Source organism: Azospirillum cavernae, assembly GCF_003590795.1.
Lineage (GTDB): Bacteria > Pseudomonadota > Alphaproteobacteria > Azospirillales > Azospirillaceae > Azospirillum > Azospirillum cavernae.
The window spans coordinates 409758-435389 of record NZ_QYUL01000002.1 but is presented as its reverse complement, the minus strand read 5'-3'; the positions used below and the strand labels follow the sequence as shown (position 1 = coordinate 435389).

The 25632-nt window shown below is 66.9% G+C and carries 26 protein-coding genes and 2 tRNA genes; 5 read left to right on the top strand and 23 right to left on the bottom strand.

Annotated elements, in window-relative coordinates; genetic code table 11:
- Positions 1-49: 49 nt before the first annotated feature.
- A complete protein-coding gene (locus D3877_RS13450; protein WP_119831297.1) occupies positions 50-1840 on the bottom strand; it encodes an acyl-CoA dehydrogenase family protein in 1791 nt (596 codons plus the stop codon).
- The gene (locus D3877_RS13445) at positions 1837-3399 is read right to left on the bottom strand and encodes a fatty acyl-CoA synthetase (protein ID WP_119831296.1); all 1563 of its coding nucleotides are present in this window, start codon (positions 3397-3399) and stop codon (positions 1837-1839) included. Before D3877_RS13445 ends, D3877_RS13450 begins: the two co-directional genes overlap by 4 nt.
- Positions 3400-3616: 217 nt before the next feature.
- Here D3877_RS13445 and D3877_RS13440 point away from each other — a divergent pair, with 217 nt between their 5' ends.
- Positions 3617-4228, top strand: a complete 612-nt coding sequence (locus tag D3877_RS13440; RefSeq protein ID WP_119831295.1) for a TetR/AcrR family transcriptional regulator — start codon at positions 3617-3619, stop codon at positions 4226-4228.
- A 27-nt stretch (positions 4229-4255) separates the two neighbouring features.
- Here the strand turns inward: D3877_RS13440 and D3877_RS13435 are convergent, their stop codons facing one another.
- Both D3877_RS13435 and D3877_RS13430 read right to left on the bottom strand, forming a co-directional pair.
- Positions 4256-5437: an acetyl-CoA C-acyltransferase family protein gene (locus D3877_RS13435; protein WP_199720800.1), complete on the bottom strand. Its 1182-nt coding sequence runs from the start codon at positions 5435-5437 to the stop codon at positions 4256-4258.
- A 67-nt stretch (positions 5438-5504) separates the two neighbouring features.
- Positions 5505-6308: an enoyl-CoA hydratase/isomerase family protein gene (locus D3877_RS13430; protein ID WP_119831294.1), complete on the bottom strand. Its 804-nt coding sequence runs from the start codon at positions 6306-6308 to the stop codon at positions 5505-5507.
- Between the two features lie 263 nt (positions 6309-6571).
- Between D3877_RS13430 and D3877_RS13425 the strand changes: the two genes are divergently transcribed.
- On the top strand, positions 6572-7318 hold the full coding sequence (locus D3877_RS13425; protein ID WP_119831293.1) for a phytochelatin synthase family protein: 747 nt from the start codon (positions 6572-6574) through the stop codon (positions 7316-7318).
- A gap of 14 nt (positions 7319-7332) precedes the next feature.
- Here the strand turns inward: D3877_RS13425 and D3877_RS13420 are convergent, their stop codons facing one another.
- From D3877_RS13420 to D3877_RS13410, 3 genes are all read right to left on the bottom strand, one after another.
- Positions 7333-8079 carry a glucose 1-dehydrogenase gene (locus D3877_RS13420; protein WP_119831292.1) on the bottom strand — a complete coding sequence of 249 codons (747 nt, stop codon included), beginning with the start codon at positions 8077-8079 and terminating at the stop codon, positions 7333-7335.
- Positions 8080-8235: 156 nt separating this feature from the next.
- Positions 8236-8312 (bottom strand) — tRNA-Asp (locus tag D3877_RS13415).
- 3 nt (positions 8313-8315) lie between these two features.
- Positions 8316-8391 (bottom strand) — tRNA-Asn (locus D3877_RS13410).
- 209 nt (positions 8392-8600) lie between these two features.
- Between D3877_RS13410 and D3877_RS13405 the strand changes: the two genes are divergently transcribed.
- Positions 8601-9179, top strand: coding sequence for a hypothetical protein (locus D3877_RS13405; RefSeq protein WP_119831291.1), 579 nt, complete (start codon positions 8601-8603; stop codon positions 9177-9179).
- Here the strand turns inward: D3877_RS13405 and panD are convergent, their stop codons facing one another.
- A complete protein-coding gene (panD, locus tag D3877_RS13400; protein WP_119831290.1) occupies positions 9180-9608 on the bottom strand; it encodes an aspartate 1-decarboxylase in 429 nt (142 codons plus the stop codon).
- Between the two features lie 426 nt (positions 9609-10034).
- Here panD and D3877_RS13395 point away from each other — a divergent pair, with 426 nt between their 5' ends.
- Entirely contained in the window at positions 10035-10544 is a 510-nt protein-coding gene (locus D3877_RS13395; RefSeq protein WP_119832432.1) for a winged helix DNA-binding protein, read from the top strand.
- A gap of 4 nt (positions 10545-10548) precedes the next feature.
- On the opposite strand, the gene D3877_RS13390 is transcribed toward D3877_RS13395, so the two are convergent.
- The 15 genes from D3877_RS13390 to D3877_RS13320 form a co-directional block, all read right to left on the bottom strand.
- Positions 10549-11310 carry a LamB/YcsF family protein gene (locus tag D3877_RS13390; RefSeq protein WP_119832431.1) on the bottom strand — a complete coding sequence of 254 codons (762 nt, stop codon included), beginning with the start codon at positions 11308-11310 and terminating at the stop codon, positions 10549-10551.
- Positions 11311-11327: 17 nt separating this feature from the next.
- A complete protein-coding gene (locus D3877_RS13385; protein WP_119831289.1) occupies positions 11328-12350 on the bottom strand; it encodes a 5-oxoprolinase subunit C family protein in 1023 nt (340 codons plus the stop codon).
- A complete protein-coding gene (gene pxpB, locus D3877_RS13380) occupies positions 12347-13114 on the bottom strand; it encodes a 5-oxoprolinase subunit PxpB (protein WP_119831288.1) in 768 nt (255 codons plus the stop codon). Before pxpB ends, D3877_RS13385 begins: the two co-directional genes overlap by 4 nt.
- 86 nt (positions 13115-13200) lie before the next feature.
- The gene (locus D3877_RS13375) at positions 13201-13965 is read right to left on the bottom strand and encodes a substrate-binding periplasmic protein (RefSeq protein ID WP_119831287.1); all 765 of its coding nucleotides are present in this window, start codon (positions 13963-13965) and stop codon (positions 13201-13203) included.
- A gap of 99 nt (positions 13966-14064) precedes the next feature.
- A complete protein-coding gene (locus D3877_RS13370) occupies positions 14065-14847 on the bottom strand; it encodes a putative hydro-lyase (protein WP_119831286.1) in 783 nt (260 codons plus the stop codon).
- Between the two features lie 173 nt (positions 14848-15020).
- Entirely contained in the window at positions 15021-15725 is a 705-nt protein-coding gene (locus D3877_RS13365; RefSeq protein ID WP_119831285.1) for an ABC transporter ATP-binding protein, read from the bottom strand.
- 4 nt (positions 15726-15729) lie between these two features.
- Positions 15730-16449, bottom strand: a complete 720-nt coding sequence (locus D3877_RS13360) for an ABC transporter ATP-binding protein (RefSeq protein ID WP_119831284.1) — start codon at positions 16447-16449, stop codon at positions 15730-15732.
- Complete coding sequence (locus tag D3877_RS13355; RefSeq protein ID WP_119831283.1) at positions 16449-17447, bottom strand: branched-chain amino acid ABC transporter permease; 999 nt, start codon at positions 17445-17447, stop codon at positions 16449-16451. Before D3877_RS13355 ends, D3877_RS13360 begins: the two co-directional genes overlap by 1 nt.
- Positions 17447-18313: a branched-chain amino acid ABC transporter permease gene (locus D3877_RS13350; RefSeq protein ID WP_119831282.1), complete on the bottom strand. Its 867-nt coding sequence runs from the start codon at positions 18311-18313 to the stop codon at positions 17447-17449. The genes D3877_RS13355 and D3877_RS13350 overlap by 1 nt, the downstream gene beginning before the upstream one ends.
- A 227-nt stretch (positions 18314-18540) precedes the next feature.
- On the bottom strand, positions 18541-19866 hold the full coding sequence (locus tag D3877_RS13345; RefSeq protein ID WP_199720799.1) for an ABC transporter substrate-binding protein: 1326 nt from the start codon (positions 19864-19866) through the stop codon (positions 18541-18543).
- Between the two features lie 155 nt (positions 19867-20021).
- Positions 20022-20930: a LysR family transcriptional regulator gene (locus D3877_RS13340; protein ID WP_119831281.1), complete on the bottom strand. Its 909-nt coding sequence runs from the start codon at positions 20928-20930 to the stop codon at positions 20022-20024.
- 22 nt (positions 20931-20952) lie between these two features.
- The gene (locus tag D3877_RS13335; protein WP_119831280.1) at positions 20953-21519 is read right to left on the bottom strand and encodes a hypothetical protein; all 567 of its coding nucleotides are present in this window, start codon (positions 21517-21519) and stop codon (positions 20953-20955) included.
- On the bottom strand, positions 21516-22178 hold the full coding sequence (locus tag D3877_RS13330; RefSeq protein ID WP_119831279.1) for a ParA family protein: 663 nt from the start codon (positions 22176-22178) through the stop codon (positions 21516-21518). Before D3877_RS13330 ends, D3877_RS13335 begins: the two co-directional genes overlap by 4 nt.
- Positions 22179-22277: 99 nt before the next feature.
- Entirely contained in the window at positions 22278-22919 is a 642-nt protein-coding gene (locus D3877_RS13325; protein WP_119831278.1) for a hypothetical protein, read from the bottom strand.
- 3 nt (positions 22920-22922) lie between these two features.
- Positions 22923-23705 (bottom strand): helix-turn-helix domain-containing protein, encoded by a 783-nt coding sequence (locus tag D3877_RS13320; RefSeq protein ID WP_119831277.1) that lies wholly within the window; start codon positions 23703-23705, stop codon positions 22923-22925.
- A 694-nt stretch (positions 23706-24399) separates the two neighbouring features.
- Between D3877_RS13320 and D3877_RS13315 the strand changes: the two genes are divergently transcribed.
- A complete protein-coding gene (locus D3877_RS13315; protein WP_119831276.1) occupies positions 24400-25614 on the top strand; it encodes a plasmid replication protein in 1215 nt (404 codons plus the stop codon).
- Positions 25615-25632: the final 18 nt, after the last annotated feature.

Genomic DNA, 25632 nt, shown 5'->3' with positions numbered 1-25632 from the left:
TCTCCCCCATTTTGCCTGTTTTTGTGTGGTGTTTGACCTGCGGCGACGCTCAACCCTGAAGCGCCGCCAAATCCTCGGCCAGCCCCGGCCCGCGCAAGCTGGCGTCGCCGCCGCGCGCGCGGGCTTCCAACGCCGCCGTTTCCGGCAACAGCCGTTCCATGAAAAATCCAGCCAGACCGACGCGGGCGTCGAGGAAAGCCGGGTCGTAGCCAGCGGGCCGCCGCGCCGCCGCCACGGCCATCAGCGCCCACATCCAGCCATAGACGACCAGCGCCGCCAGCCGCAGCAGATCGCTGGCCCCCGCCGCCGCGTCGCGCGGCCCGCGTTCCGCCGCCGTCAGCCACGCCGCGCAGGCGCGCAGGCGCTCCAGCCCGTCGCGCAGGGGCGGGGCGAGCGCCGCCGTGGCGGGATCCGCCGCCAGATCGGCCAACGCCGCCTCCACCGCCGCGACCAGCCGGGCCAGCGGACGCCCGCCATGCAGGGTCAGCTTGCGCTGGACCAGATCCAGCGCCTGGACGCCGTTCGCGCCCTCATAAATCTGCGTGGCGCGCACGTCGCGGACCAGCTGTTCGACGCCGTTGTCGCGGATGTAGCCGTGACCGCCCATCACCTGTTGGGCCAGCACCGCCGCCTCAAACCCGAAATCGGTCCCGGCGGCCTTGATGATCGGCGTCAGCAGCGCCGCCCAATCCTCCGCCTCCTGCCGCAAGGATGGATCGGCGCTTTTCTCGGCGCGGTCGAGCCACAGGGCGGTCCAGGCCGCCAGCGCCCGCCCGGCGTCGGTCAGCGCCCGCGCGGTCAACACCATGCGGCGGACGTCGGGATGGCGGATGATCGGGTCGGCGGGTTGGTCGGTTCCGCCCCCCTTGCTCTCGCTCGGCGCCCGGCCCTGCAAACGCTCCTGCGCGTAGGCCAGCGCCGATTGCGCGGCGCATTCGCCGACGCCGACGCCCTGAAGCCCGACGAACAGCCGCTCGTGATTCATCATGGTGAACATGGCGGTCAGACCGCGATGGGGGGCGCCCACCAGCCAGCCCAACGCCCCGTCATAGGACACGACGCAGGTCGGCGAGGCGTGCAGCCCCATCTTGCGTTCCACCGACAGGACCGACCAGCCGTTGCGCGCGCCGTCGGCCAAACGCTTGGGCACGACGAACAGGCTGATTCCCCGCGTTCCCGGCGGCGCGTCGGGCAGACGCGCCAACACCAGATGAACCAGATTGTCGGTCCAATCATGATCGGCCGCCGAGATGAACATCTTCTGGCCGGTCAACCGAAAGCCGCCCGCCGGATCCGGATCCGCCCGCGCGCGCAGCAGGCCAAGATCGGTGCCCGCCTGCGGTTCGGTCAGCGCCATGGCGCCGGTCCACTCCCCGGCGATCATCGGCGGCAGGCACCAGCCCTTGATCGCCGCGTCGCCATGGGCGGCCAGCGCGCGAATCGCCCCTTGAGTCAGACCGGGGGTGATGCTGAAGGCCAGATTGGCGGCGCACAGCATTTCCGTGACCAGCGTGTCGAGCACGGCGGGCATCCCCTGCCCGCCATAGGCCGGATCCCCGGCCAGCCCGGCCCAGCCGCCCGCCCGCCAAATCTGCCAGAAAGCGGCGAAACCAGCGGGGGTCCGCACGCCCCCGTCCACCACCGCCGCGCCCTCCTCGTCGCCCGATAGGTTGAGCGGCAGCAATCGGTCCGTGACCAAGCGCCCGGCCTGGGCCAGAACCTCGTCGAACAGATCGGCGGACAGATCCTCCCACCCCGCCTCGGCCAATGCCTCGGGCGCGCGCAACACCGCGTTCAGCAGAAAGCGCAGCGATTGCAGCGGCGGCTGATAGACGCTCACGACGCCGCATCCGCGTATGCGCGGCGCAATTCGCGTTTCAGCAGCTTGCCCGCCGTGTTGCGCGGCAGCGCGTCGACGAAATGCACCTGTTTGGGCAGCTTGAAGGGGGCCAGATGCGCCCGGCAATGGGCGATCAACTCCTCAGCGTCGGCGCTGCGGCCCTCGCGCAGCACGACGAAGGCGGCGACGGCCTCGATCCATTTCAGATCGGGCAAGGCGACCACCGCGACCTCCGCCACCGCCGGGTGGGTGTAGAGCGCCTCCTCCACCTCGCGGCTGGCGACCAGAACGCCGCCGGTGTTGATGACGTCCTTGATGCGGTCCACGATGGTGAGATAGCCGTCCGCATCGAGAACGCCGACGTCGCCGGAATGGAACCAGCCGCCGGAAAAGGCTTCCGCCGTCTCTTTCTCCTTGCCCCAGTAACCGATCATCAATTGCGGCGAGCGGTGGATGATTTCACCCTGTTGACCAACCGGCACGTCGTTCATGTCGGGATCGACCACCCGGGTTTCGACGTTCAGCACCGGACGCCCGGCGGAGGCCGGACGCGCCTCATGCTCTTCCGGGGACAGGACGGTGGCGAGCGGGCCGATTTCGCTTTGGCCGTAGCAGTTGAAGGGGCGGGCGTTGGGCAGCCGTCGCCGCAGCTCTTGCAACACCGGCACCGGCATGATCGACGCGCCGTAATAGAGCTTTTCCAGCGATCCCAGATCATGCGCGTCGAAATCGGCGTGACGCAGCAGCCCCACCCACACCGTCGGCGGCGCGAAGAAGGAGGTGACGCGATGCGCCTCGATCAATTCCAGGCAGCTTTTCAGCGCCGGGGCTTGGATCAGCAGCGTCATCGCCCCGACCATCAGTTGCGGCATCAGGAAAACATGCATCTGCGCCGAATGGTACAGCGGCAGGGCCGCCAGCGCCCGGTCGGCGCCTGAGAACCGGCAATCGTGAATGGCGCTCTGATACTCCGCCAGCAAGCCGCCATGGGTCATCATCGCGCCCTTCGGCGCCGCCGTGGTGCCGGAGGTGTAGAGAAGCTGCGCCACCGTGTCGGCCTCGACCGCCGCGCCTTCATGCTCGGGCGCGGTCGGATCCAGCGCCACGGCCAGCGCGTCGAAGGCTGCGCCGCCGGTCGCCGCGCCGTCGGCGAAACTCCCCGTCCATTCCACCGCGACTCCGTCGCCGACGCTGTCCAGAACGCCCGCCAAATCGCCGTCGCGCAAAACCAGACGCGCGCCGGACTGGCCCAGGATGTAGGCCAGCTCCTCCCCCGTCAGGGCGTAGTTGACCGGCACATGGATGAAGCCGCCGACCGCGCAGCCCAGCCACGCCACCACATAGGCGTCGGAGTTGCGTCCGAAGGCCGCCACCCGGTCGCCGGGCCGCAAGCCCAGATCGCGGAGCCGTCCGGCGACCCGCCGGGCCGCTTGGTTCAACGCGGCGAAGCTCCACTCCCGCCTGGCGTAACGCAGAGCCACCCGGTCGCCGTGGCGGCGGGCCGCCCGCGCCAAAGCGCCGCCAATGCTGGTTCCCCGCGCGGCTACGATGCTGTCCATGGCCGTTTTTCCTCCCCGATCGCGCGCGCGGCCACCGGCGGCCCGCGCCTTTGTACTTCTTGGAAGGAACGTTACTTAAAAGTAGGACGAGGCACAAGGGCGTGCTACGAACAATTCGTCAAACCACCATTTTGCCGCACAGCCGACAACGCGGGGGCTGGACATCCGGGGGCGAGGTGGGAAGGAAGGGCGATTGCGGCACAGGAGCAAACGCACGATGTCGGAATCGCCGTGGAAATCATCCACCGATCGACGGAACGAACGGGAAGAGAAGCGAATCGCCGTCCTGCGGACGGCGGCGCAGGCGTTCAACGAAGTCGGCTATTACAACACCTCGCTGGACGACATCGCCCGGCGGCTGAACGTCACCAAACCGACGATCTATTATTACATCAAGAACAAGGAAGAGATCCTGTTCGAGTGCGTGCGCATCGGGCTGGAGCGGCTCGATTCCGCCTCGAACGACGTGATCGGCCACGGCGGCAGCGCTTATGAGGAGCTGGTGGCGGTGATGACCGCCTATGTCGGCGTCGTCACCATGGATTTCGGCATGTGCGTGATCCGCGTCGGCGAAGAGCCGCTGACCGAAGAGAGCCGCCGCACGCTGCGCGCGCTCAAACGCCGCATCGACCTGAAATTCCGCAGCCTGATCGAACGCGGCGTCGCCGAGGGGTCGATCACCGCCTGCGACCCGAAAATCGCCGCCTTCACCCTGTCCGGCGCCTTGAGCTGGATCGCCCGCTGGTACCAGCCCGACGGCGCGCTGGACGCCGACGCGGTGGCCCAGCAATCCATCGCGCTGCTGCTGAACGGGTTGCGCCCGCGCTGACGCGCCGGCGCAACCGTAAGCTTTTTCTTACACCCGCTCGAAGATCGCGGCGATGCCCTGGCCGCCGCCGATGCACATCGTCACCAGGGCGTAGCGCCCGCCGACGCGGTGCAGTTCGTGGATCGCCTTCACCGTGATGATCGCGCCAGTCGCCCCCACCGGGTGGCCCAGCGAAATGCCCGAGCCGTTCGGGTTGACCTTGGCCGGGTCGAAACCAAGCGTGCGCGCCACCGCGCAGGCCTGCGCCGCGAAGGCCTCGTTCGATTCGATGACGTCGAGGTCGGCGATGGTCAGGCCGGTGCGCTCCAGCACCTTGCGGGTCGCCGGGATCGGGCCGATGCCCATATGGTCCGGCTCGACGCCCGCGTGGGCGTAGCCGACCAGACGGGCCAGCGGCTTCAGGCCCAGGGCGGCGGCGCGGCCCGCCTCGGCCAGCACCACGGCGGCGGCGCCGTCGTTCAGGCCGGACGCGTTGCCCGCCGTCACCGTGCCGTCCTTTTTGAAGACCGGCTTCATCTTGGCAAGCGACTCAAGGGTCGCGTCGGCGCGGACATGCTCGTCGGTGTCGAAGCGGACGACGCCCTTGCGGGTGGCGATCTCGACGGGGACGATCTGTTCCTTGAAACGGCCCTCGGCGATGGCGTGGGCGGCGCGGCGTTGGCTTTCCAGCGCCAGCGCGTCCTGGTCGTCGCGGTTGATTCCATAGCGAACGGCGACGTTTTCCGCCGTGACGCCCATGTGAATCTTCTGCCACGGGTCGTGCAGAATGCCGTTCATGTAATCGACCAACGCGCCGTCGCCCAGACGGGCGCCCCAGCGCGCCGTCGGCACGATGTAGGGGCCACGGCTCATGGATTCGGCGCCGCCGCCGATGGCGATGTCCGCGTCGCCCAGCGCGATGGCTTGCGCCGCCGAGATGATCGCCTGAAGGCCGGAGCCGCACAGACGGTTGACGTTGAAGGCGGGAACTTCCAGCGGGATCTCGGCGTCAATCGCCGCCACGCGGCTGAGATAGGCGTCCTTGGTGTCGGTCGGGATGACGTTGCCCATCACCACATGGCCGATGCTGTCGGGCGCCGTCCCCGACCGTTCCAGCGCGGCTTTGACCGCCGTGGTGGCCAGCGTGGTCAGCGGCACGTCCTTGAGGCTGCCGCCAAAGGCGCCGATGGCGGTGCGGGCGGCGCCGACGATGACGATGTCTTGCTTCATGATTCTGGTGATCCTTCCCGGTGGTTTTTCTGGTTGTTGGCTGGAGGCTGTTGGTTGGAACGGGCCGTCAGCGGCCCTGGAACGTCGGTTTGCGCTTGGCGAGGAAGGCGGACACGCCCTCGCGGAAATCCCCGGTCGCGGCGCAGGCGCGGAAGGACGCGCGCTCGGCGTCAAGCTGCTCGTCGAGCGAGGCCGTCCAGCTTTGCCGCATCAGATGGCGGATCCCAGCGTAGGCCCGCGTCGGCCCGGCGGCCAGCCGTTCGGCCAGCGCGCGGGTCTCGTCAACCAGAGCGGCGGCGGGAACCACGCGGTTGACCAGCCCCAGCCGCAACGCCTCGGCGGCGTCCACCCGGTCGCACAGCAGCGCCAGCTCCAGCGCCCGGCGGGTTCCCACCAGACGCGGCAAGGAATGGGTGCCGGAGCCGTCCGGCGTCGTCCCCAGCCGGGCGTAGGCCGTGGTGAACAGCGCGTCGTCGGCGGCGACGCAGAGATCGGCGGCGCAAGCCAGACTCATCCCCGCCCCGGCCACCGGGCCATGGACCGAGGCCAACACCGGCATGTCCAGCCGGTCGAGAATCCGCAGCGCCTCGTGCAACAAATCAATGATGGCCGTCGCCACCGCCGGGGCCGCCGCCGGATCATCGTGGAAGCGCGCCACATCGCCGCCCGCCATGAAACCCCGGCCATTCCCCGCCAGCACCAGACAACGCGCGCCACCCTCCCCCTGCGCATCCGCCACCGCTTGGCAGGCGTCGCGCAGGGCGGCGGCCATTCGCTCGTCCAAAGCGTTGAGAACGGCAGGGCGGTTCAAGCGGATCCACGCCACATCCCCTTCGCGGGACAGCAGGACCGGCGCGTCGGCGTCGTTCATCGGAAGCGGGCCTTTCCACATGGGATCGCGCGGGCGGCGGGATCCGGGCTGATTGATTTGGAGTAAGATATGTTACTCAAAAGTACGGTATCGAGGCGCCCGACCGCCGTCAACGACGTGATGGGCCGGACCACGGGACAAGCGCGGGCAAACGCTCCATATCTCGCCGTCATTGCCTCTTGGCGATCCCAGTGCGCTGCACCATATGGGCTTCTCGCGCCCAGCAACGCAGGGATGGGATCGGTGACGGAAGGGGTGTGTCGATGATGCGCAGAATCACAACGGTTGGCGTCGCCCTGTGGTTGGCCGCGATGACCCCTGTCCACGCGGAGGAAGCGATCAAGGCGAAATTCGGCCCGGACGCGGAGCCGATCACCCGCGCCGCCAGCTATGTGCGCAGCGCGCCTGCCCCGGATTACTGGGCGCTCGCCCCCTTCTACGTGCCACAGGTCACGGGCAGCGCCTGTTCGGTCGCCAGCGTCGCCATGATGATGAACGCGCTGCGCGGCCTGCCCAACGCGGCGGCGGATCGGATCGTCACACAAAGACAGCTTCTCGACGCGGTGGACGACGACCGTTGGCGCGACGCCGTGGCCGAGGATGGCGAGGGGATCTCCTTCACCGATCTGGCCCATTACGTGCGCCGCAGCCTTGAAGCCTACGGGCTTGACGCCGAGGTCGAGGTCTTTCGCCCGCAAGACGACTCGCCGCGCACGCTCGCCGCCCTGCGCCGCATCCTGGCCGACAACGAGCAGAGCGACGGCGACATCATCCTCCTGGCCTTTGACCAGGGCACGCTGACCGGCGACGTCGGCGCCGGCCACATCGCCCCGCTGGGGGCCTATGACGCGGCGACGCGGCGGGTTCTGGTGATGGATCCCGACCGAAGCTGGTATGTGCCCTATTGGACCAGCGACGAGAAGCTTCTGGCCGCCATGCTGAAACCCGACCGGGCCGACCCGGAGGGCAGCGGCCTGATCCGCGTCCGCCCCCGCCGGGTTTCTGGCTGACCCAACCAGCGGACTCAGACGCAGCGCCCGCCATCCACCTCCAGGCAAACGCCGGTCAGAAACTCGGCCTCGTCGGAGCAGAGATACAGCGCGGCGTTGGCGATGTCCGTCGGGGTGGACAGTCGGCCCGCCGGGATGGAGGCGAGGAACTGCGCCCGGCGTTCGGGCGAATCCTGCCCCATGAAACGGTGCAGCATGCCGGTTTCCCCGGCCACCGGGTTGATGGCGCAGACGCGGATCTTGTCGGGCGCCAGTTCGACCGCCATGGATTTGGTCAGCGTGATGACCGCCCCCTTCGACCCGTTGTACCAGGTCAAATTCGGGCGCGGGCGCAGACCGGCGGTGGAGCCGATGTTGAGGATCACCCCGCCGCCCTGCTCGCGGAACACCGGCACGGCGTGGATCGCGCTGTGGTAGATCGACTTCACGTTGACGGCGTAGATGCGGTCGAAGGTCGCCTCGTCCACCTCCAGCATCGAGCCGTAACGGTGGGTGTATCCGGCGTTGTTGATGAGGATGTCGAGCCGCCCGAATTCCCCCAGCGCGGCGGACACGATGGCCCCGTAATCCTCCCCCACCGCCACGTCGGCGCGGACGGCCAGCGCCGCGTCGCCGATGGAATCGGCCACCCGCCCGGCGGCGGCCTCGTCCAGATCGGCGACGATGACCTTCGCCCCTTCCGCCGCGAAGCGTCGCGCGATGCCTTCCCCGAAACCCGAACCACCGCCGGTGACGACGGCAACCTTGCCCGCAAGACGCATGAGACGATCCTCCCACGGAATGGCCGCCCATTCGGGCGGCGGATTGGCGCATGGCAAACAGCGCATGATAGCGCGAAGCCAGCCCGAGGGGCAGGCGCCAATGCGTGCAATCATCGTGGGGGTTTTCCCCCAGAAAGGGGGGAGACTTTGAGAGAATGGCGCGAGTGACGGGACTTGAACCCGCGGCCTCCGGCGTGACAGGCCGGCGCTCTAACCAACTGAGCTACACCCGCGTCTGGCTCCCGGTGCTGGACTCGAACCAGCGACAAGCGGATTAACAGTCCGCTGCTCTACCAACTGAGCTAACCGGGAACGGAGTGCGGCTTATAAGGGTGATCGCAGGGTCTGGCAAGCACAAAATCGCGTTGCGTCGCGTTTTTTACCAAAGGGTGTGATTTTTCATTGCTGTCGCATGCCTTCACATCTCCTGATTGAGGAGTAGCCGCCAACATCTTGACAAATCCGGCGTCTTGCGGCTTCTTCTCCCCCCACATCCGCATCCCTGACGCAACAAGGCCCCGATGCCCGAGGTCGTCCCCTTCGCCGCCGCCCGCGCGGCGCTGATCGCTCGCCTGACCGAACAGCTTCCGCCGTCCGCCGAGTGGGCTGGGCGTTTGATGCTGATGCCGGACGGGCAACGGGTGGAGCCAATGCCCGCGATTGACGCCGTGGAGTCGCTGCGCGCCTTCCGCGCCGGGCTGGGCGAGGCCGTCGGCCCCGCCGCCTGCTCGGTCGGCGGGGTTTGGGTGTCGCGGGAGGATTGCCTGGATTGGGACGGGCTGCTGGCCCCGCTGGCGGTCGCCGCCGCCTATGTGATTGGCCGCGCCCAATCGACCAGCGGTTTCGCGGCGGAGCTGTTCCGCTGCAAGGCGGCGCTGTCGGGCTGGGGCGTGCGGGGTTTGCGCGGCGATCCGGCGGTGGCGCGCGCCGCCGGTTACGCGGTGATCGCGGTCAGCCGCCGCCCCGACGATCAGGAAATCGTGCTGGACCGGGTGATGGACACCTTCGCCTTCGCCATGCAGAGCCTGGGCGAACCGACGGTCGGGTCCGGCGACCTCGACCGCCGTCTGGTCCGCCGCGCCGCGCCAATGCGGCGCTGATTAGGCCGTTTCGGGAATCAACCCCTCGCGGATGGCGAAGCCGTAGCGCCCTTCCTCCAGCGCCGTGACGTCGTAATGCAGCGCCTTGTCGACGCTGTTGTCGGCGTTGAAGGTCAGCACGCGCGGTTTCAGCGTGGCGATCTCCGTCGGCTGGCAGTACCAGGAGGCGGCGACGATCACCTCGTCCCCCGGCTGGCAACTGCGCGCCGCCGATCCGTTCAGCACGCAGGCGCGCGACCCGCGCTCGCCATAGATCACATAGGTGCTGATCCGCGTGCCGGAGTTCTTGTTCCAGATCTCGACGAACTCCAGCGGCACGATGCCGACGGCCTCGCAATGTTCAGGATCGAGCGTGATCGACCCCTGATAATTCAAATTGGCGTCCGTCACCCGCAGGCAATGCAGCTTCGCCCGAACCACTTTGATCATCGACGCGTCCCCCGAATCGTCTGTGACAGAGGAGAGCGTTTGTAAAGCCCATGATGGAAAGGGCAAGCGATCTTTGTGCGGCGCAACATTCCGCCGGTCGCCCTCATCCGTCGCGCCTATGGAGTCCCCGCCCGCGATTGCCCGGTTTCGCCCAAAAAAAGACGGGTCCAGCGCGAAGGCTGGACCCGCTCCAGTCGGGAGGAGTGGCGGCGACCGCCCCGGACATGCAGGGGAGACAAGGACAGCCGACGCCTTCGGGCGGACCGCTGGCCGCCCGAACCGGGATCGCCATCGACGACCGGATCATCGGTTCCGGTTGAGACGACGGCGATATGTCGATAAATTGCCAAGCAAGATTGCGAATTGACCTCTGAAACCTTGCGTCTTCGGCGCGCGTTCGGGGGCTTGGCGAAAGAAAACGACCCGATGAACGCTCAACCGATCGTTTCGTCATCCCATCTGGCGTCCGAACACAGCGGCGAAACCAGCGAGTTCGAGTATGGCCTGATCGTCGCGGGCAACGCCTTTCACCGTTGGGTCGTGCGCTGCATGACGGCGGCGGGCCTGCCGGATCTGTCGGCGCTGGAGGTTCTGTTGCTGCACAGCGTCAACCACCGCGCCCGCGACAAAAGCCTGGCCGACATCAGCTTCGTCCTGAACATCGAAGACACCCACATCGTCAATTACGCCCTGAAGAAGCTGCACCGGCTGGGGCTGGTCGAACGCGGCAAGCGCGGCAAGGAAGTGACCTACCGCACGTCCGACGTCGGCAAGGACGCCGTCAACCGCTACCGCGCCATCCGCGAGGATTGCCTGATCCGTTCGCTGGAGGCGTTGGGCACCGTCGATCACAAGCAGATCGGCGAGGCCGCCAACCTGCTGCGCGCCCTGTCGGGCATCTACGACCAAGCGGCGCGGGCGGCGACCTCGCTGTAAGGGGTTATTCGACCGCCCGCACCGTCACCCCCGCCGCTTCCAGCGCCGCCCGCACCGCCGCCGCCATCGCCACGGCGGTCGGGGTGTCGCCATGGACGCAGATGGTGTCGGCGCTGATCGGCAGGCGCTTGCCATGGCGGCTCGTCACCGCGCCGTCCAGAACCATGCGGACCACCCGCTCCGCCGCCAATTCGGGGACATGGATCACCGATCCGGCGATCTTGCGCGGGGTCAGCGTGCCGTCATCCTCATAGCTGCGGTCGGCGAAGGCCTCGCGCACCACCCGCAGGCCCAGCGCCTCCCCCGCCTTGTCCATGGCGCTCAGCGGCGGCACGACGAACAGCAGGGCGGGATCCACCGCCTTGACCGCGCGGGCGATGGCCTGGGCCATGTCGGCGTCCAGCGCCGCCATGTTGTAGAGCGCGCCGTGCGGCTTCACATGGGTGACGCGGTGGCCGGACAGCGCGGCGCAGGCCTGCAACGCGCCGATCTGGTAGGCGACCATCCGCTCGATCACCGCCGGGCTGTCGCCCTGGATGTTGCGGCGGCCAAAGCCGAGGATGTCGTTGAAGCCGGGATGGGCGCCGACGCGCACCCCCTTCTCCCGCGCCAGCCGCGCCGTCTCCGCCATGATCGACGGATCCCCGGCGTGGAAGCCGCAGGCGATGTTGGCGGAGGTGACGATGTCGAGCATCGCCCGGTCGTCGCCCATCGCCCAGGCGCCGAAGCCTTCCCCCATGTCGCAATTCAGATCGATGGTCGGCATGATCCGCAAATCCCCCTCTATTCCCAGCCCGTCACGGCCCCGCCGATCAGGTTGAAGCCCAACAGCCGCGCGCTGTCATACAACGCGAAGCCGCCCGCCGCGCGCAACAGGCCGGGCAGACCCGCCAACGCCGTCCGGTGGCGGGCGTGGATCGCCTGGGCCTCGGCGACGCTGACGGCGCGGAAGCGCAGGCGGTCGCCCGGCTTCTTCTGCGCCAGCGCCGCCACGTCCGGCCCGATGACGCAGGCGATTTTCGGATAGCCGCCGGTCGTCTGCCGGTCGGCCAGCAACACGATGGGTTGCCCGGTTCCCGGCACCTGGACCGCGCCCAAGGGGATGCCGTCGGAGGTGATGTTGAAGCCGCGCGCGTGTTCGATCACCGGGCCGGTCAGGCGGTAGCCCATGCGGTCGGCCTCGTGGCTGACGCTGTAATCGCCGTCGAGAAAGGCGGCGATCCCCGCCGGGGTGAAGGCGTCGTCCTGCGGCCCCAGAACCACCCGGATCGCCTCGCCGCGCGTCGGCAACAACGACGGGTCGAGGGTGGCTTCGCCACGATCCGCCGCCGCGTCGAGCCGCAGCGGGATGCGGTCGCCCGCCTTCAGCGCCGTGCCGTGCAGGCCGCCCATGCGGCTGCGGCTGTGGGTGGCGACGCTGCCCAGCACAGGATCCAGGGCGAAGCCGCCCTCCACCGCCCAATAGCCGCGCGTGCCCTCGCGCAGGGCGCCGACGCGCAGCGTCTCGCCGTCGCGCAGGCGCAGGCTGGTCCAGGACGGAACCGGCTGGTCATCGACGAACAGCGCGGCGTCCCCGGCCACCGCCAGCCGCACCGGCCCGCCTTCGACGGTCAGGGTGTCGCCAAGCATGGTGAACTCGACCGCCCCCTCGCTGGCCGGATTGCCAACCAGGGCGTTGGCGACGGCGTGCAGCAGCGGATCGGCGGCGCCCGCCACCGACACGCCGTAGCGCTGATAGCCGACCCGTCCGCGATCCTGCACGGTGGAGCTGGGACCGGCGGCGGCGACGCGCAGATGGGTGGTCATGCGGCGGCTCCCTGCTGGTCGTCGGTCACGGTTTCCTGGTCGGGCGACAGCCCGTCGCGCGCGGCCAGACGGTCATACTCCGCCGCCGTGATCGGGGAAAAACGGATGCGGTCGCCGGGCGCCAGAAGAAAGGGCGGGGTCCGCCGCAAATCAAAGGTTTTGATCGGCGTGCGCCCCAGCAGATGCCAACCGCTGGGCATGGCGATGGGCGAAATCGCCGCCTGCGCCCCGCCCTGCATGACGCTGCCCGCCGGAGTGACCATGCGCGGATTTTCCCGGCGCGGCTGGTGCAGCGCGTCCGGCAGCCCGCCGAGATAGGCGAAGCCCGGCGAAAAGCCCAGCATGTAGACCCGATAATCGGCGGCGCAATGCAGGGCCACCACCTCGTCGCTGGTCAGGTTGGCGCGGCGGGCGACGTCGTCCAGATCCTCGCCATGCGCGCCGCCAAAGCAGACCGGCACGATCCAACGCCGTTGCGGCTCCGCCGTCGGGCGGGCGAGATCCCGCGCCAGGTCCAGCAAGGCCGGGCCAAGCGCGTCGGGCGAGGTCAGCGCCGGATCAAACACGACCAGAACGGAACGGTAGGTCGGCACCGTCTCCACCACCCCCGGCAAACCGGCGTCGGCGATGCGGCGGTCCAGCCGGTGGACGGCGGCGTTCAGCGCGGGGGCGACGCCCTCGCCCAATTCGACGATCAGCGCGCCGTCGCCGGCGGCAAGCAGGCGCGGCGACAGGCTGGGCGACGACGGTGATGTCACGCTCATGGTCGGTCCCAAGGAACGAGAAAGGGAATGGGATGAGGGGCGCGCTGGGGGTGGAGGGTCCGCCCCCAGCGCGCTTCAGGCGCGGGTCAGCGCGCGTATTTGTCGAGAACCTGCTGATAAGCGCCGCTGGCCTTCATCGCCGCCACCCCGGCGTCGAAATCGGCGCGCAGCTTGGCGGTGTCGCGGGCCTTGGTGAAGGCGATGTAGCTGGGCAGGTTTTGCGCCTCCGGCGTCAGTTCCTTCACCTGATCCAGCGCGCCTTGCTGCTTCAGGAAATACTGGGCGACGTAGCGGTTGCTGGGCATCACGTCGAACCGGCCCGACAGCAGCTTTTTCACGTTGCTGTCGCTGTCGTTCGATTTCTCGACGTTGGCCAGAACGCCGCTCTTGATGGCCTCGTCGATCACCGACCCGTAGCTGATCTGGTTGACCACGCCGATCTTGGCCTTGCCCAGCTTGGTCAGATCGCCGTCGAAGGTGATGGCCGAATCCTTGGTGACGAAGAAGGACACCACCTGCGGGACCAGAACCTCCGTCGAATAATTCAGGAACTGCTCGCGTTCGGGAGTCTTGTAGGCGGTGAAGATGGCGTCGGCCCCGCCCTCCTTCACCGTGTCGAGCGCGCGCGCCCAGGGCATGATCTCCACCGACACGGTGTGACCGGCCGTCTTCATCGCCTCGGTGACGATCTCATAGGCGATGCCCGCCGGTTTGCCGCCGTCGTCGTAGATCAAGGGCGGAAAGCTGAGCGCCACCATGCGCAGCGCGTCGGCGGACGCGGGCAAGGCCGTGAAAAGGCCGGTGGCGAGCATGGTCGTGGCGAGGACGCCGGTCTTGCTGATGTGGGACATGGAAGGAGCCTCCGCTGTTCGTCGGATCGATGGAGTCTTTGTTCGCGATTCCCCTCTTCTGCGGAGGGGACTGATGGAACCACGAAGAGGCGAGCCGAATTACAAGACTGACAAATGCGTGTTCAGAAGATCGGTGATGAGCATGGTTCCCGGGCTGTGGGTGATGGCGATGGGCGGGCGGGCGGTGCGGATCGCGACCTGTGGCGTCACCCCGCAGGCCCAGAACACCGGCACCTCGCCCGGCGCGATGGGAACCGCCTCGCCATGCTCGGGGTCGGCGATGTCGCGGATTCCGATGGCGGCGGGATCGCCGAAATGCACCGGCGCGCCATGGACCGAGGGAAAGCGCGAGGTGATCTGAATGGCCCGGATGGCGTCGCGCGGCGTCATCGGCCGCATCGACACCACCATCTTGCCGGAGAAGCGCCCGGCGGGGACGCAGTCGATGTTGGTTTCGTACATCGGCACATTCCGGTTCAGCTCGACATGGCGCACCGGCACGCCGTCGGCCAACAGGGCTTCCTCAAAGGAGAAGGAGCAGCCGATCAGGAAGCTGACGAAATCGTCGCGCCACAGGTCGGTGATGTCGGTCGGGCCGTCCATCAACACGCCGTCCCGGTAGACGCGGTAACGCGGCACGTCGGTGCGGATGTCGATGCCGGCGCCCAGCGTCGGCAAGGTCGGGTCGCCAACCTCCGACACCGCCAGCAGCGGGCAGGGCTTCGGGTTGGCCTGGCAGAAGCGCAGGAAATCCCCCGCCCAATCGGCGGGCAGAATGGCGAGGTTCGCCTGAACATGCCCGCGCGCCAACCCGGCGGTCTGCCCGGAATAGGCGCCCGAACGGATGCGGAGGCGTTCAGCGGCGGCGGAGAGAATGGTCATGGATGGAGTTCCGGGGTTGGGTGGTCCATGGGATCAAAAAGGCAGGCTTCGAAAGCCCCCTCCCTAACCCTCCCCCGCCTGCGGCGGTGGAGGGGACGGATGCCGGTTCTCCGCAAGGCCCCCTCTCCCGCAACGCGGGGGAGGGTTTGGGGAGGGGGCAACCGGAAGAGCGCTCACATGCCCAAATACGCCTGCCGCACCTCGTCGTTGCCGAGCAGATCGGCGCCGCTGCCTTCCATCACCACGCGGCCCGTCTGAATGACATAGCCTCGGTCGGCGATTTCCAAAGCGCGGTGGATGTTCTGTTCGACCAGCAGGATGGTGATGCCGCGTTGGCTGATGAGTTGGATCGTCTCGAAAATGCGCGTCACCAGCTTCGGCGCGACGCCCCAGGACGGTTCGTCGAGCATCAGCAGATCCGGCTGGCTCATCAGCCCCCGGCACATGGCCAGCAATTGCTGTTCGCCGCCCGACAGGGTGCCCGCCTGCTGGCGGCGGCGTTCGCCCAGCACCGTGAAGGTGTCGTAGGCGAATTGCATGGTTTCCTGCCGCTTGTGCGCGTCCTGCGTGGTGAAGCCGCCCAGCATCAGGTTTTGTTCGACCGTCAGGCGGGGGAACAGGCGGCGGCCTTCCGGCACCAGGACCAGCCCCTTCTTGACCCGCTCATGGGCCGGGACGGTGGAGAGATCCTGCCCCTTCAAGGTGATCGAGCCGCCGTCCAGCGCGTTCAGACCGGCGATGGCGCGCAGCGTGGTGGATTTGCCGTTGCCGTTGCCGCCGACGATGGCGACGATCTCGCCCTTGTTCAGGGTCAGGCTGACGTCGCGGATGGCGGGGACGCGGCGGTAGCTGGATTGGATGTTGCGGACCTCAAGCATGGTCTCACTCCCCCAGATAGGCGGCGATGACGGCCGGGTTTTCGGCGATCTCCGCCGGGGTGCCGTCGGCGATCTTCGCGCCGTAATCCAACACCAGCATGCGATGGGCGATCGGCATGATGCCCTCCATCACATGCTCCACGATGATGCTGGCGATGCCGCGCTGGTGGATGCGGTGGACGAGTTGCGAGGCCTCGCGCACCTCGGTCTGGTTCAGACCGGCCATCACCTCGTCCAGAAGGATCAGCTTCGGTTCGGTGGCGAGCGCGCGGGCGACCTCCAGCCGCTTTTGCTCCGACACCGTCAAATCCGACGCCTGATTGTCGGCCCGGTGCGACAGCCCGACGAAGGCCAACTCCTGTTCGGCCCGGTATCGCGCGTCGGCCACCCGCTTGCTGCGCAGCATCGCGCCGACCATCACATTTTCCAACGCCGTCATCGAATGGAAGATGCGGACGATCTGGAAGGTGCGGGCGATGCCGAGCGCCGCCGCCGCTTCCGGCGTCGTGCCGGTGATGTCCTGGCCCTCGAAGCTGATGCGCCCGGTGGTCGGGGTGTGGAACCCGGCCAGACAGTTGAACAGCGTCGTCTTGCCCGCCCCGTTGGGGCCGATCAGGCCGACGATTTCGGCGTGGTGGATGATGAAGCTGATGTCGCGGTTGGCGACCAGACCGTCAAAGGCCTTGCCCAGGCCGTCCACGGCCAAGAGAGGGGGAGCGTTCATCAGCGCGTCTCCGAAGTCTTGCCCGAACCGGGCAGATGGCGGCGCAAATCCTGCAAAAGTCCCAGGACGCCCGCCGGGCTGAACACGGCCACCAGAATAATCATCAGGGCGTAGATGATCATGTCGGTGCCCGACCCAGTGCTGCCGAACAGGGTCCGGCTGTATTCCTCGATGGTGATGAGGATCACCGCGCCCAGCACCGGCCCCATCAGGGTGCCGACGCCGCCCAGGATGGCGACCAGCGCGATCTTGATCGAAATCGAGGTGGCGAAGACCGAACCCGGATCGATGAACATTTCCTTCTGGGCGTAAAAGCTGCCGCCCACCGCCGTCAGGAAGGCCGACACGCTGAGCGCGATCAGCTTGTAGCGGGTCAGGTTGACGCCCAGCGCGCGGGCCGCTTCCGGCTCGTCCTTGATGGCGCGGAAGTAGTAGCCGATGTGGCTGCGCTCAATCGCCCAGGCCGCCAGGATCGTCACCACCAGCAGGCCGAGGATGATGTAGTAGTAGGGCAGCTTGGACAGGAAGACCATCGCGCCCCAACCGCTGCGGTCCAGCGGCAGCGAAAGGCCGACGGCGCCTTCCAGGAAATCGCTGTTCGTCACCAGGATCTGGACGATCTCGGCCACCGCGATGGTGGCCATCGCGAAGTAATGGCCCTTCAGGCGGAAGCAGGGCCAGCCCATGGCCAACGCGAAGACCACCGCCACCAGCCCACCGGCCAACATGCCGATCCAGGGCGACAGCCCCAGCGACAGGGCCAGCATGGTCGAGGTGTAGGCGCCGATCCCATAGAACACCGCATGGCCCAGCGAGACCTGCCCGGCGTAGCCGCCGACGATGTTCCAGGCGACGCCCATTTGCGCGCCCATCAGGATGAGGACAAAGAAGTTCAGCCGCGACGGATCGCTGACGCTCAGCGGCAGAACAAGGGCGAAGGCGAGAAGAGCGAGCGCTCCCAGGGCCTTGCGCGGTTCAAGGACGGGTCGGTTCGACATCACGCTTTCCCCATCAGGCCCTTCGGGCGCACCAGCAGAACGATCAGCAGCAACGACAGCACGATGGCGGTCTTGTATTCCGGGCCGATCACAAACCCGCCGACCACCTCGATCAGGCCGACGATGATGCCCGCCAGAAAGGCGCCGGCGACGCTGCCGAACCCGCCCAACACGACGACGACGAAGGCGATCAGGATGAAGTTGGAGCCAACCTCCGGGAAGATCGGGAAGAAGGTGGCGATCAACCCACCGGCGATCCCGGCGCAGGCGGCGCCGATGCCCCAGGCCAGGGCGAACATCTTCTGACCGTCGATGCCCATCAGGGTCGCGGCCTCGCGGTCAATCGCCGTGGCCTCCAGCGCGGTGCCGAGACGGGTGCGGTGCAGGAAGAACCACAAGGCCCCGGTGACGCCCACCGCCCCCAGCGCCGCGATCACCTGCGGCAGACCGAACTGCACCGGCCCCAGGGCGATGTTGCCGCTGACCAGAGAATCGGGGATCAGCCGGTGATCGGGCTTCCAGAAGAATTGCGCCAAACCGCGCAGCAGGATCATCAGGCCGAAGGTCGCGAAAATCTGCGAGAGCATCGGCGCTTTCAACACCCGGCGGATGACCGTCTGATAGACGACGATGCCGACCCCGAACAGCAGCACCGCCGTGATGGGCAGCGCGATCACCGGATCGACGTGGAACAGGGTGAAGGCCCAGAAGCTGGCGTACATGCCCAGCATGAGAAATTCGCCATGGGCGAAATTGACGATGTCCATCACGCCGTAGATCAGCGTCAGGCCAACCGCGACCAGGGCGTAGATCAGCCCGATCAGCAGGCCCGAGACGAGCACTTGAAGGAGAATGTCGGCGGTCATTGCCGCGCCCCCATGAAACAGGGTGGGCCGAAGGGCTTTGCTGGACCTCTCCCGGTCTAGGAGAGGCAGGGGGGCCATGCCCGATGGCATGGGAAGGGCGAGGGGACGGCGGGGACCGGACGCGCCGATCCTGAAAAGCCCCCTCAACCGGCGCGGATCGCGCCGCCCTCTCCCGCGTCGGGAGAGGGACTCACCCCCGTCAAAGCCCCTGTGAAAGCGTCAGAAACTCAGCGCTTGTCCCAAGCGGGCATCGGGAACACGATGTCCTTGGTCGCCACGTCGAAGGGCCAAACGGTCATGTATTTGCCGTCCTGGACCTGCACGATGATGCCCTGGCCAAGCTCGTTCTGGCCGCTGGCGTCGAACTTGATGCCCTTCCAAGGCATAATCAGGCCGCTGGCCGGGATGTTGGTCTCTTGCAGGGCCTTGCGGATGTCCTCAGGCTTGGTCGACCCGGCGCGGTCGATGGCGTCGGCCAGCACGGCGATGCCGGTGAAGGCGCGGGCCGAGTTGCCGTTGAAGTTCACGCCGGACCGCTCGCGCATCAGGTCGTTGACCTTTTTGATGAGCGGGTTGCGTTCGGCTTGATCGAGCGCCCAGACCTCGCGGCTGATGATGTATTCGCCGTCCTTGCCCAGGGTCTTGAGGAACTCGCTGTCGTTGAACCCGGCGTCGTTGGCCAGCAGCATGCTCGGCGAGAAGCCCAACTCCTTGTAGGTCTTCATCGACAAGATGGCGTCGCCGAGATAGGAGCTTTGCATGATGACCGCCGGGTTGGCGGCCTTCAGGCGCTGCACCTCCGACGTCATTTGCGTGGTCTTGGCCGGGTAGATGATCTTTTCCGTGATCTTAAACTTGCGCTCGTCCGACAGCTTGACCTGGAGCTTGGTGGTTTCGTTGCCCCACAGCGTGTTTTCGTTGAACAGGCCCAGCGTGCGCAGCTCCTTGCCGGTCTTCTTCTCCATCTCCTCAAGGAAGGTGAAGAAGTTGGTCACGAACAGATCGTCGTGCGGCGTGGTGCGGAAGAACCACTTGAATTTGCGCTGGGTCAGCGACGCCGAGGAGGATTCGCCGTTCAGGAACGGCACGCCGTAGCGCTCGGCCACTTGGCTGGCGGTGGCGGTGACGTTGGAGAAATAGGCGCCAGTCAGCGCCACGACCTTTTCGGTGGTGATGAGGCGTTCGGCCTCCGTCGCGCCCACCTGCGGGTTGCCCTGATGGTCGCCGAAAATCAGCTTGATCTTGGCGCCCTTCAGATGGGGCATGCCCGCGCCCACCACCAGACCGTCCGGCGTGGCGATCTCCTTGTTCGCCATGGCGGCGGCCAGCTCGGCGGCGGCCTTCAGCTCCACGCCGGTCGAGGCGGCGGCCCCGGTCAGCGGGTAGATCACGCCGATGCGGATTTCGTCCTCCGCCCGCGCGCTGCTCATGCCAAATCCCAGGCCGGTCAGCGCGGTGGTCGCCAGCAAAGCCGCCGTCGCCATCAACCGCGTGATCGTCTGTCGGCGGGTGGCGGCGTGTTGACCCTTGGCCTTCGCAACCGTAAACCGCATCGTAAAATCTCCTCTGTTCGTGCCGTCGTTTTTCGTCGTTGGCTGAGGCGCTGCCTTGTCGGCTGAAATGATTGTGCGCTTGAGCCGATGATGGCACGAACAGTACTGATGCCGTCCAATCGAATATTTTGATACAGATTGATAACGGATTTCTATCAATCGCCCGACTCAGGCCCCAACGCGCCATAGTCGGTCGCCACCTCAACCGCGAGCTGCGCGACGATGGCCGCCATGTGGTTGTCGTGGTTGGCCGGGTAGGCGGCGGAGAAGGACAGATCCGGCAGCGGCGACTGCGAACGGATCAGCCGCAACGTTCCGTTGGTCAATTCCCGCTGGACGATGGCGATGGGGATGACGCTGACCCCAACGGAATCCAGCGCCATCCGCACCACGCTGGCCAGCGAGCTGTTGCCGAACATCCGCACCGGAATCCCTTGCGAGGAAAACAACTCGCGGATCACCCCATAGGGCTGGGTGGTGCGGGAAAAGGTGATGATCGGCCAAGCCGACAGCTCGTGCAGAGAAACCGGCTCCGGCGGCAGATTCAGCGCCGGGCTGACCACCCAACCCAACGGGTAATTGCCAACCGGCACGGTTTTGAAGCGGATGTCGGTGTAGGACCCCAGCATCACCGCGATGTCGATTTCATGCCGCAACAGCGCCTCGCGCAGGCTGGGCGAGGTTTCCACCTCGATCTCCAGCGACACGGCGGGGTATAGCGCGTTCAACCGTTCGATCAGGCGGCTGAGCCAGGTGTGAACCACCGTCTCGGCCACCCCCAGCCGAATGACGCCCCGGATCGCCTGGCGGTCGGCCACCGCGTCCAGCAGTTCGGCGCGCAAGGCCATCATCCGTTCGGCGTAGGTCAGCAGAACCATCGCCTGTGGGGTGGGGGCGACCCGCCGCCCGACCCGTTCAAACAGCAACACACCCAACTCGTCCTGAAGCTGGGCGATGCGGGCGGAAATGGCGGGCTGCGTGGTGTTCAAACGCTCCGCCGCCTTGCGAAAGCCGCCCAACCGCATGGTCCAGATGAAGGTTTCCAGCGCTTTCAGATCCAGCATCGCCCGTCCCTTCGGTCCAGCCTCAGACCTCGCCCAACGACTCCAACGCGGCTTCGATCACCGCCAGACGGGCGCGCAACTGGTCGCGTTCGGCGATCAACGCCTCGCGCTGGTCGGGCGCGGGCATGGCGGTTTCCCGCAAATCGCGCTTGAAGCGGACGATCTCGGGCCGCGTCACGTCCGGGCGGATCAGGTTGCGCTGGTCGGCCAAGCGAAGCTGTTCGGTGGTCAGCGTCGCCAATTGGTAAACCGTGGCGTAGCTGGGCGGCAGCTTGGCGCCCGGCAAACGCCCGCTGTCCACCGCCTCGGCCACCATGCGGAGCTGATAGGCGACCTGATAGCCGAAGGGCAGTTCGTTTTCGACCATCGCCTGAAATTCGCCATGCGGCAGCCGCTGGCGCGCCTGCACCAGATAGCGCCCGATCAGCAGGAATTTTTCCTGAGCGCTGCGCCACAGCGTGGCGATTTCATGGACGAACTCTTCGCGCAGCAGCAGATCCAGCGGCGCTTCGGCCATCCGCTCGATCCGCTCATCCACCGCCATGTGACGGCGGGCCTGCGCCTTGGAAACCTGCTTGAAGCCGCTCATTGCCCCAACTCCAGCTCGTGACGGACAAAGGCCCACACCCCGGCGACATGCTCGATGCCCTTGCCGCCCTTCAACTCCAGCAGCCCCAGGCCGCGCCCGGCGGTGAATTGGATGTCTTCGTAATCCGGCACCTCGACCGGGCAGATCCGCCCATCGCCCAACAGCTTGCGCTGCGCCTCGGTGAAGCCCCGCGTGCGCGGCTTCACCCGGTTCATCACGAAGGCGGCGTTCTTGCCGTAACGGCGGACAAAGCGCATCCAGGGGCGCACCGAATCCAGATCATCGTCGGACTGGCCGGTGGGCACGACGATCAGGTCGGACGACAGCGCCAACAGCTTGAACTCCTCCGGGTGATCCTCGATGGAGGGTGGCGTGTCGATCACCAGAAGATCGAAGCCCTTGATGCCGACCAGCGCGGCGCGGATGTCGGCGGGGGTCATGCCCGCCTCGAAATGGGTGATCGGGGCCATGCCGTCGGGACGCTTGGCGAACCATTTGGTCAGGCTGCGCTGCGGGTCGAGATCGAGCGTCGCGACGGAGCAGCCATCCAGCGCTGCCGCCACCGCGATGTTGCGGCTGAGGGTGGTCTTGCCGACGCCCCCCTTCGGGCCGTTGACCAACAGCCGTTTCAAGGGCGCTTGCCCATCGATGATGGTCATTCCCGTTCCTTTTTCACCAAATTCCTGCGCGCCGTCCCCTGATAGCAGACCCGTGGCGCGGGGCAAAGTTAAGACATGTCTTAGCTTTGTATTTGCCGGTCACACCCCCGGCATGCGCCGCACCGTCGCCGTAACCGCGCGCGGCGCGGAACGGTCGGCGGCGCCCCCTGAAGCGGCCTCCCCCGCCTGGATCACCGCGCGCAGCCGGTCGGCCAGAGCGCGTTCCGAGGCGCAGGCATCCTCGCACAAGGCGCGGATTTCCGCGATGCTGGGCCGCCATTTGCGGGTGCGCCGCCAGATCCGCGCGGCGTGGTCGATGGCCCAGGCGGGAAACTCGCCCAGATCGTCGGCCCAGTCCATCGCGAGCAATTGCTCCACATCCGGGCTGGTCGCCTTGGCCGGGTAATGGCTGAGCAACGCCAGAACCCGGCCCAACAAATGGTTGGGCGTGGCGGGAACCAAAATCTCCACAACCAGCTCGTTCAGCGCCTGCCGGGCCAACAGCGCGTGACGCGGCGTGACGTCGTCGGGTGGCGTCCAATCTTCGGCGATGCCGACGAAGCCGTCTTCGGTGAAGCGGCTGCGTCGGTCGATCCGTCCGCCGTCCAACACCGTCCGCAAGGCGGGGGGCAAGGCGTCGATCAGGCTTTGGCGGCGCCGCGCGGCGGGCAAGGCCGGGTCGAAGGCCAAGCTGACCGGCGGGCGGGTCGGCGGCGTGGGCAGGGAATGCAGGTTAGCCATTTTTTACGCCCAGGGTGAGGGGGGGACGGCGGCGTTCAAGCGGTTGGCGACGCTGGTCCAGGCGGACAAACGGTTGTCGGCGGCGTCTTGACGCGCGGCGGCGCTGTCCTTGCGGGGCGGCGGAGCAACGCGCGTTTGCGCCGGAATATCCTGCAACAGCCAGGACCGCCACGCCGCGCCAAAATCCTTGTAACGGTAGCCGTGGGCTTGGCAGCGCCGGACGAAGAGTTCGGCGTGGCGATCCAGGTCGGCGTCCGGAAAGCGGGTCGTCGCCCAAACGCGGTCATCGGCGCTCGGCGACCAGTTGTCCGGAACTTCGTCGATCAAGGCTGACGGTGAAGCCGCTCGCTCGCGCTTGGAGAGCGAGTCTGGAATTTGTTTTGTTTGAAGCTGTTCGTGACTCGGGGCTGAACAGGGGGAGTCCGCTGCCGAGTCAGGGGCTGTTTGTGCGTGAGTCAGGGTGGGCGATGTCAGCGACAGCCGATAACGGCAGGTCAAACGTCCGCCATTGGCCGCGCTGCGGTGTTCGACGGCGACCAGCCCGATGGCCTCCAACCGACCGACGATGCGGTTGATTGTCGGGCGGCTGCGTTTCAGCTTGGCCGCCAAGGTGGTTTGCGAGGGCCAACAAACTCCCGCCTCATCGGCGTAGGTGCTCAGCGCTGCCAGCACGGCCAGCCCGTCGGCGTCCAAATCCGGATGGTCGAGCCACCAGGCGGGAATACGCCCCCATCGCGTCCCGCCGCGTTCGGGCGGGGCGCTGTGTTCGCTCGGGTCATGGGTCATGATGGGGATGGGCCTCCGCCAGTCGTGATGGGGTGATTGGCGGCGAGGATTCGGAGCGGACGGTGGGAAAGTCGAATCGCGGGCAAGCGCTCTATGACGTCATTGCTCGCGGCCCGAAAGCCACGGCCCGCGACCATGACGCGACAGCCCGCGACCATGGAGTCGCAGCTCGCGATGCCCGCCCGAATCGGATTCCTGGTGTCTTTGGTCGCGACTATAGAGCCTTGACTCGCGATTCCCGGCCAAATGCCCTGGAGCGATTGCTCGCGATTAGCCGCCGTGACTTGGGCTTGATCCCGGTTGGCGGTGATGAAGGGATGGGAATGACCGCAAAGCCTTGGTCAGAGGAGGGAGAGGGCAAAGAAAAGGGACTTTTTTCTGTCACTCTTCGGGCGGGCAGCCTTGGTCGGAACGGATGATGGAACGGGCAACCGGCTTTTGTGGAGTTTTAGCCCGCGATTCGCCGTTCGGGATGGAGTGTTTGCTCGCGGTTCCGCCAGGGCCTCTCGATTCGCTTGGTGTGGCGACGAATCGCGGGCAAAGGCTCCATCATCGCGGGCTGTCGCGCCATCATCGCGGGGAAAAGCGTTATGATCGCGGGCCGTCGCTCCACGCCGCGACGGGGGGATTCGGCGCTTTTGTTGCGCGAAGCGTCGGGCCGCGCCATGCTGACTCTCGACCTTCGGAGATGACGATGTCCAAATTGGCCCCGACCAGCGCGGCCCAGCTCATTCTGTTTGAGCTGGAAGACCGTTCGCAGTCGCATTTGATCGCGCTGTATGATCTGGCGCCGCGCTTCGTTTTCGTGTCGCGCGACAACGAGGCCAAGGACAAGGGCGAAATCGTCACCAAGGACAGCTTCATCAAGTCGGTGCGCCGGGAGTTTTCCTTCCGTGGCCGCAACTACCGCCTGACCGTGCAACCCGCCCGTATCGACCGGCTCAGCGCCCAGCGCAAAGACGACCGCGCCCCCGGATCCGCCCCGGATCTGGTGGAAGTCGAGATTTTCCCGTCCGAACGCGAGCAGGTGGTGGAGCAGGTCGTCCGCCGCCTCGCCATGGATCGTTCGCGCCTGTCGCTGACCGGGGAAAATCACGACAAGGTGCAGATGCGCTTCAGCCTGTATGAAATTCAGCGGGAGCTGCGGGCGGTCAATCACACTTTGTCGATCCAGGACATCCGCGAATCGCTGACCATTCTGGCCCGCTCGCGCATCATCATCTCCACCGGCCCGGCGCCGGAGCCGGGCAAGAAAAGCCGGGGCCAGAATTTGCTGGAATCGACCGCTTTTCCGGTGCTGGCGATCCGCTCGCGCCCGGATCTGGTGGACGAGGACGGCGGCGTCGAGGAAACCTATCTGGAATTCAACCCGCTGGTCTCCGCCGCCATCCGCGATTTGGAGTTCAAGCCCATCTCGTATGCTTGGCTGATGAAGCTGAAATCGCCGGTGTCGCGCTGGCTCTACAACCGCCTGTCCATCGAATGCGACAGCGCGGAGGATGAGGCCAAGCCGGTGGCGATCAGCGCCGACGAGATCATCAAGAACAGCGGCATGAACGAATGGTCGCGCCTGCGCGACACGCTGCGCGTCGTCACCGCCGCCGTGGACGCCCTGGTGGACGAGGGGATTCTGGATCGGGCCGACAAGGAATACACCAAGGTCGGCAAGCGCATCGACGCCATCGACTATCTGCTGACGCCGTCGGCGAAGTTCCTCGATCAGGTCCGCCGTGGCCGTCGGGTCCAGCGCACCAACATCGATTTGTTGAAGGCCATCGTCGGCACCGCCATGCGCCCGGACGGCTTCGTGCCGTTGAAGACGGTGGACGCGGCTGACATGCGCGGCAAGCGCGCGAAACGCTTGGCCGCCGATTCCGCGCAAGTGTCGCTGCCGCTCAGCGACGACTGAGCCGACGTTTCAAACGCC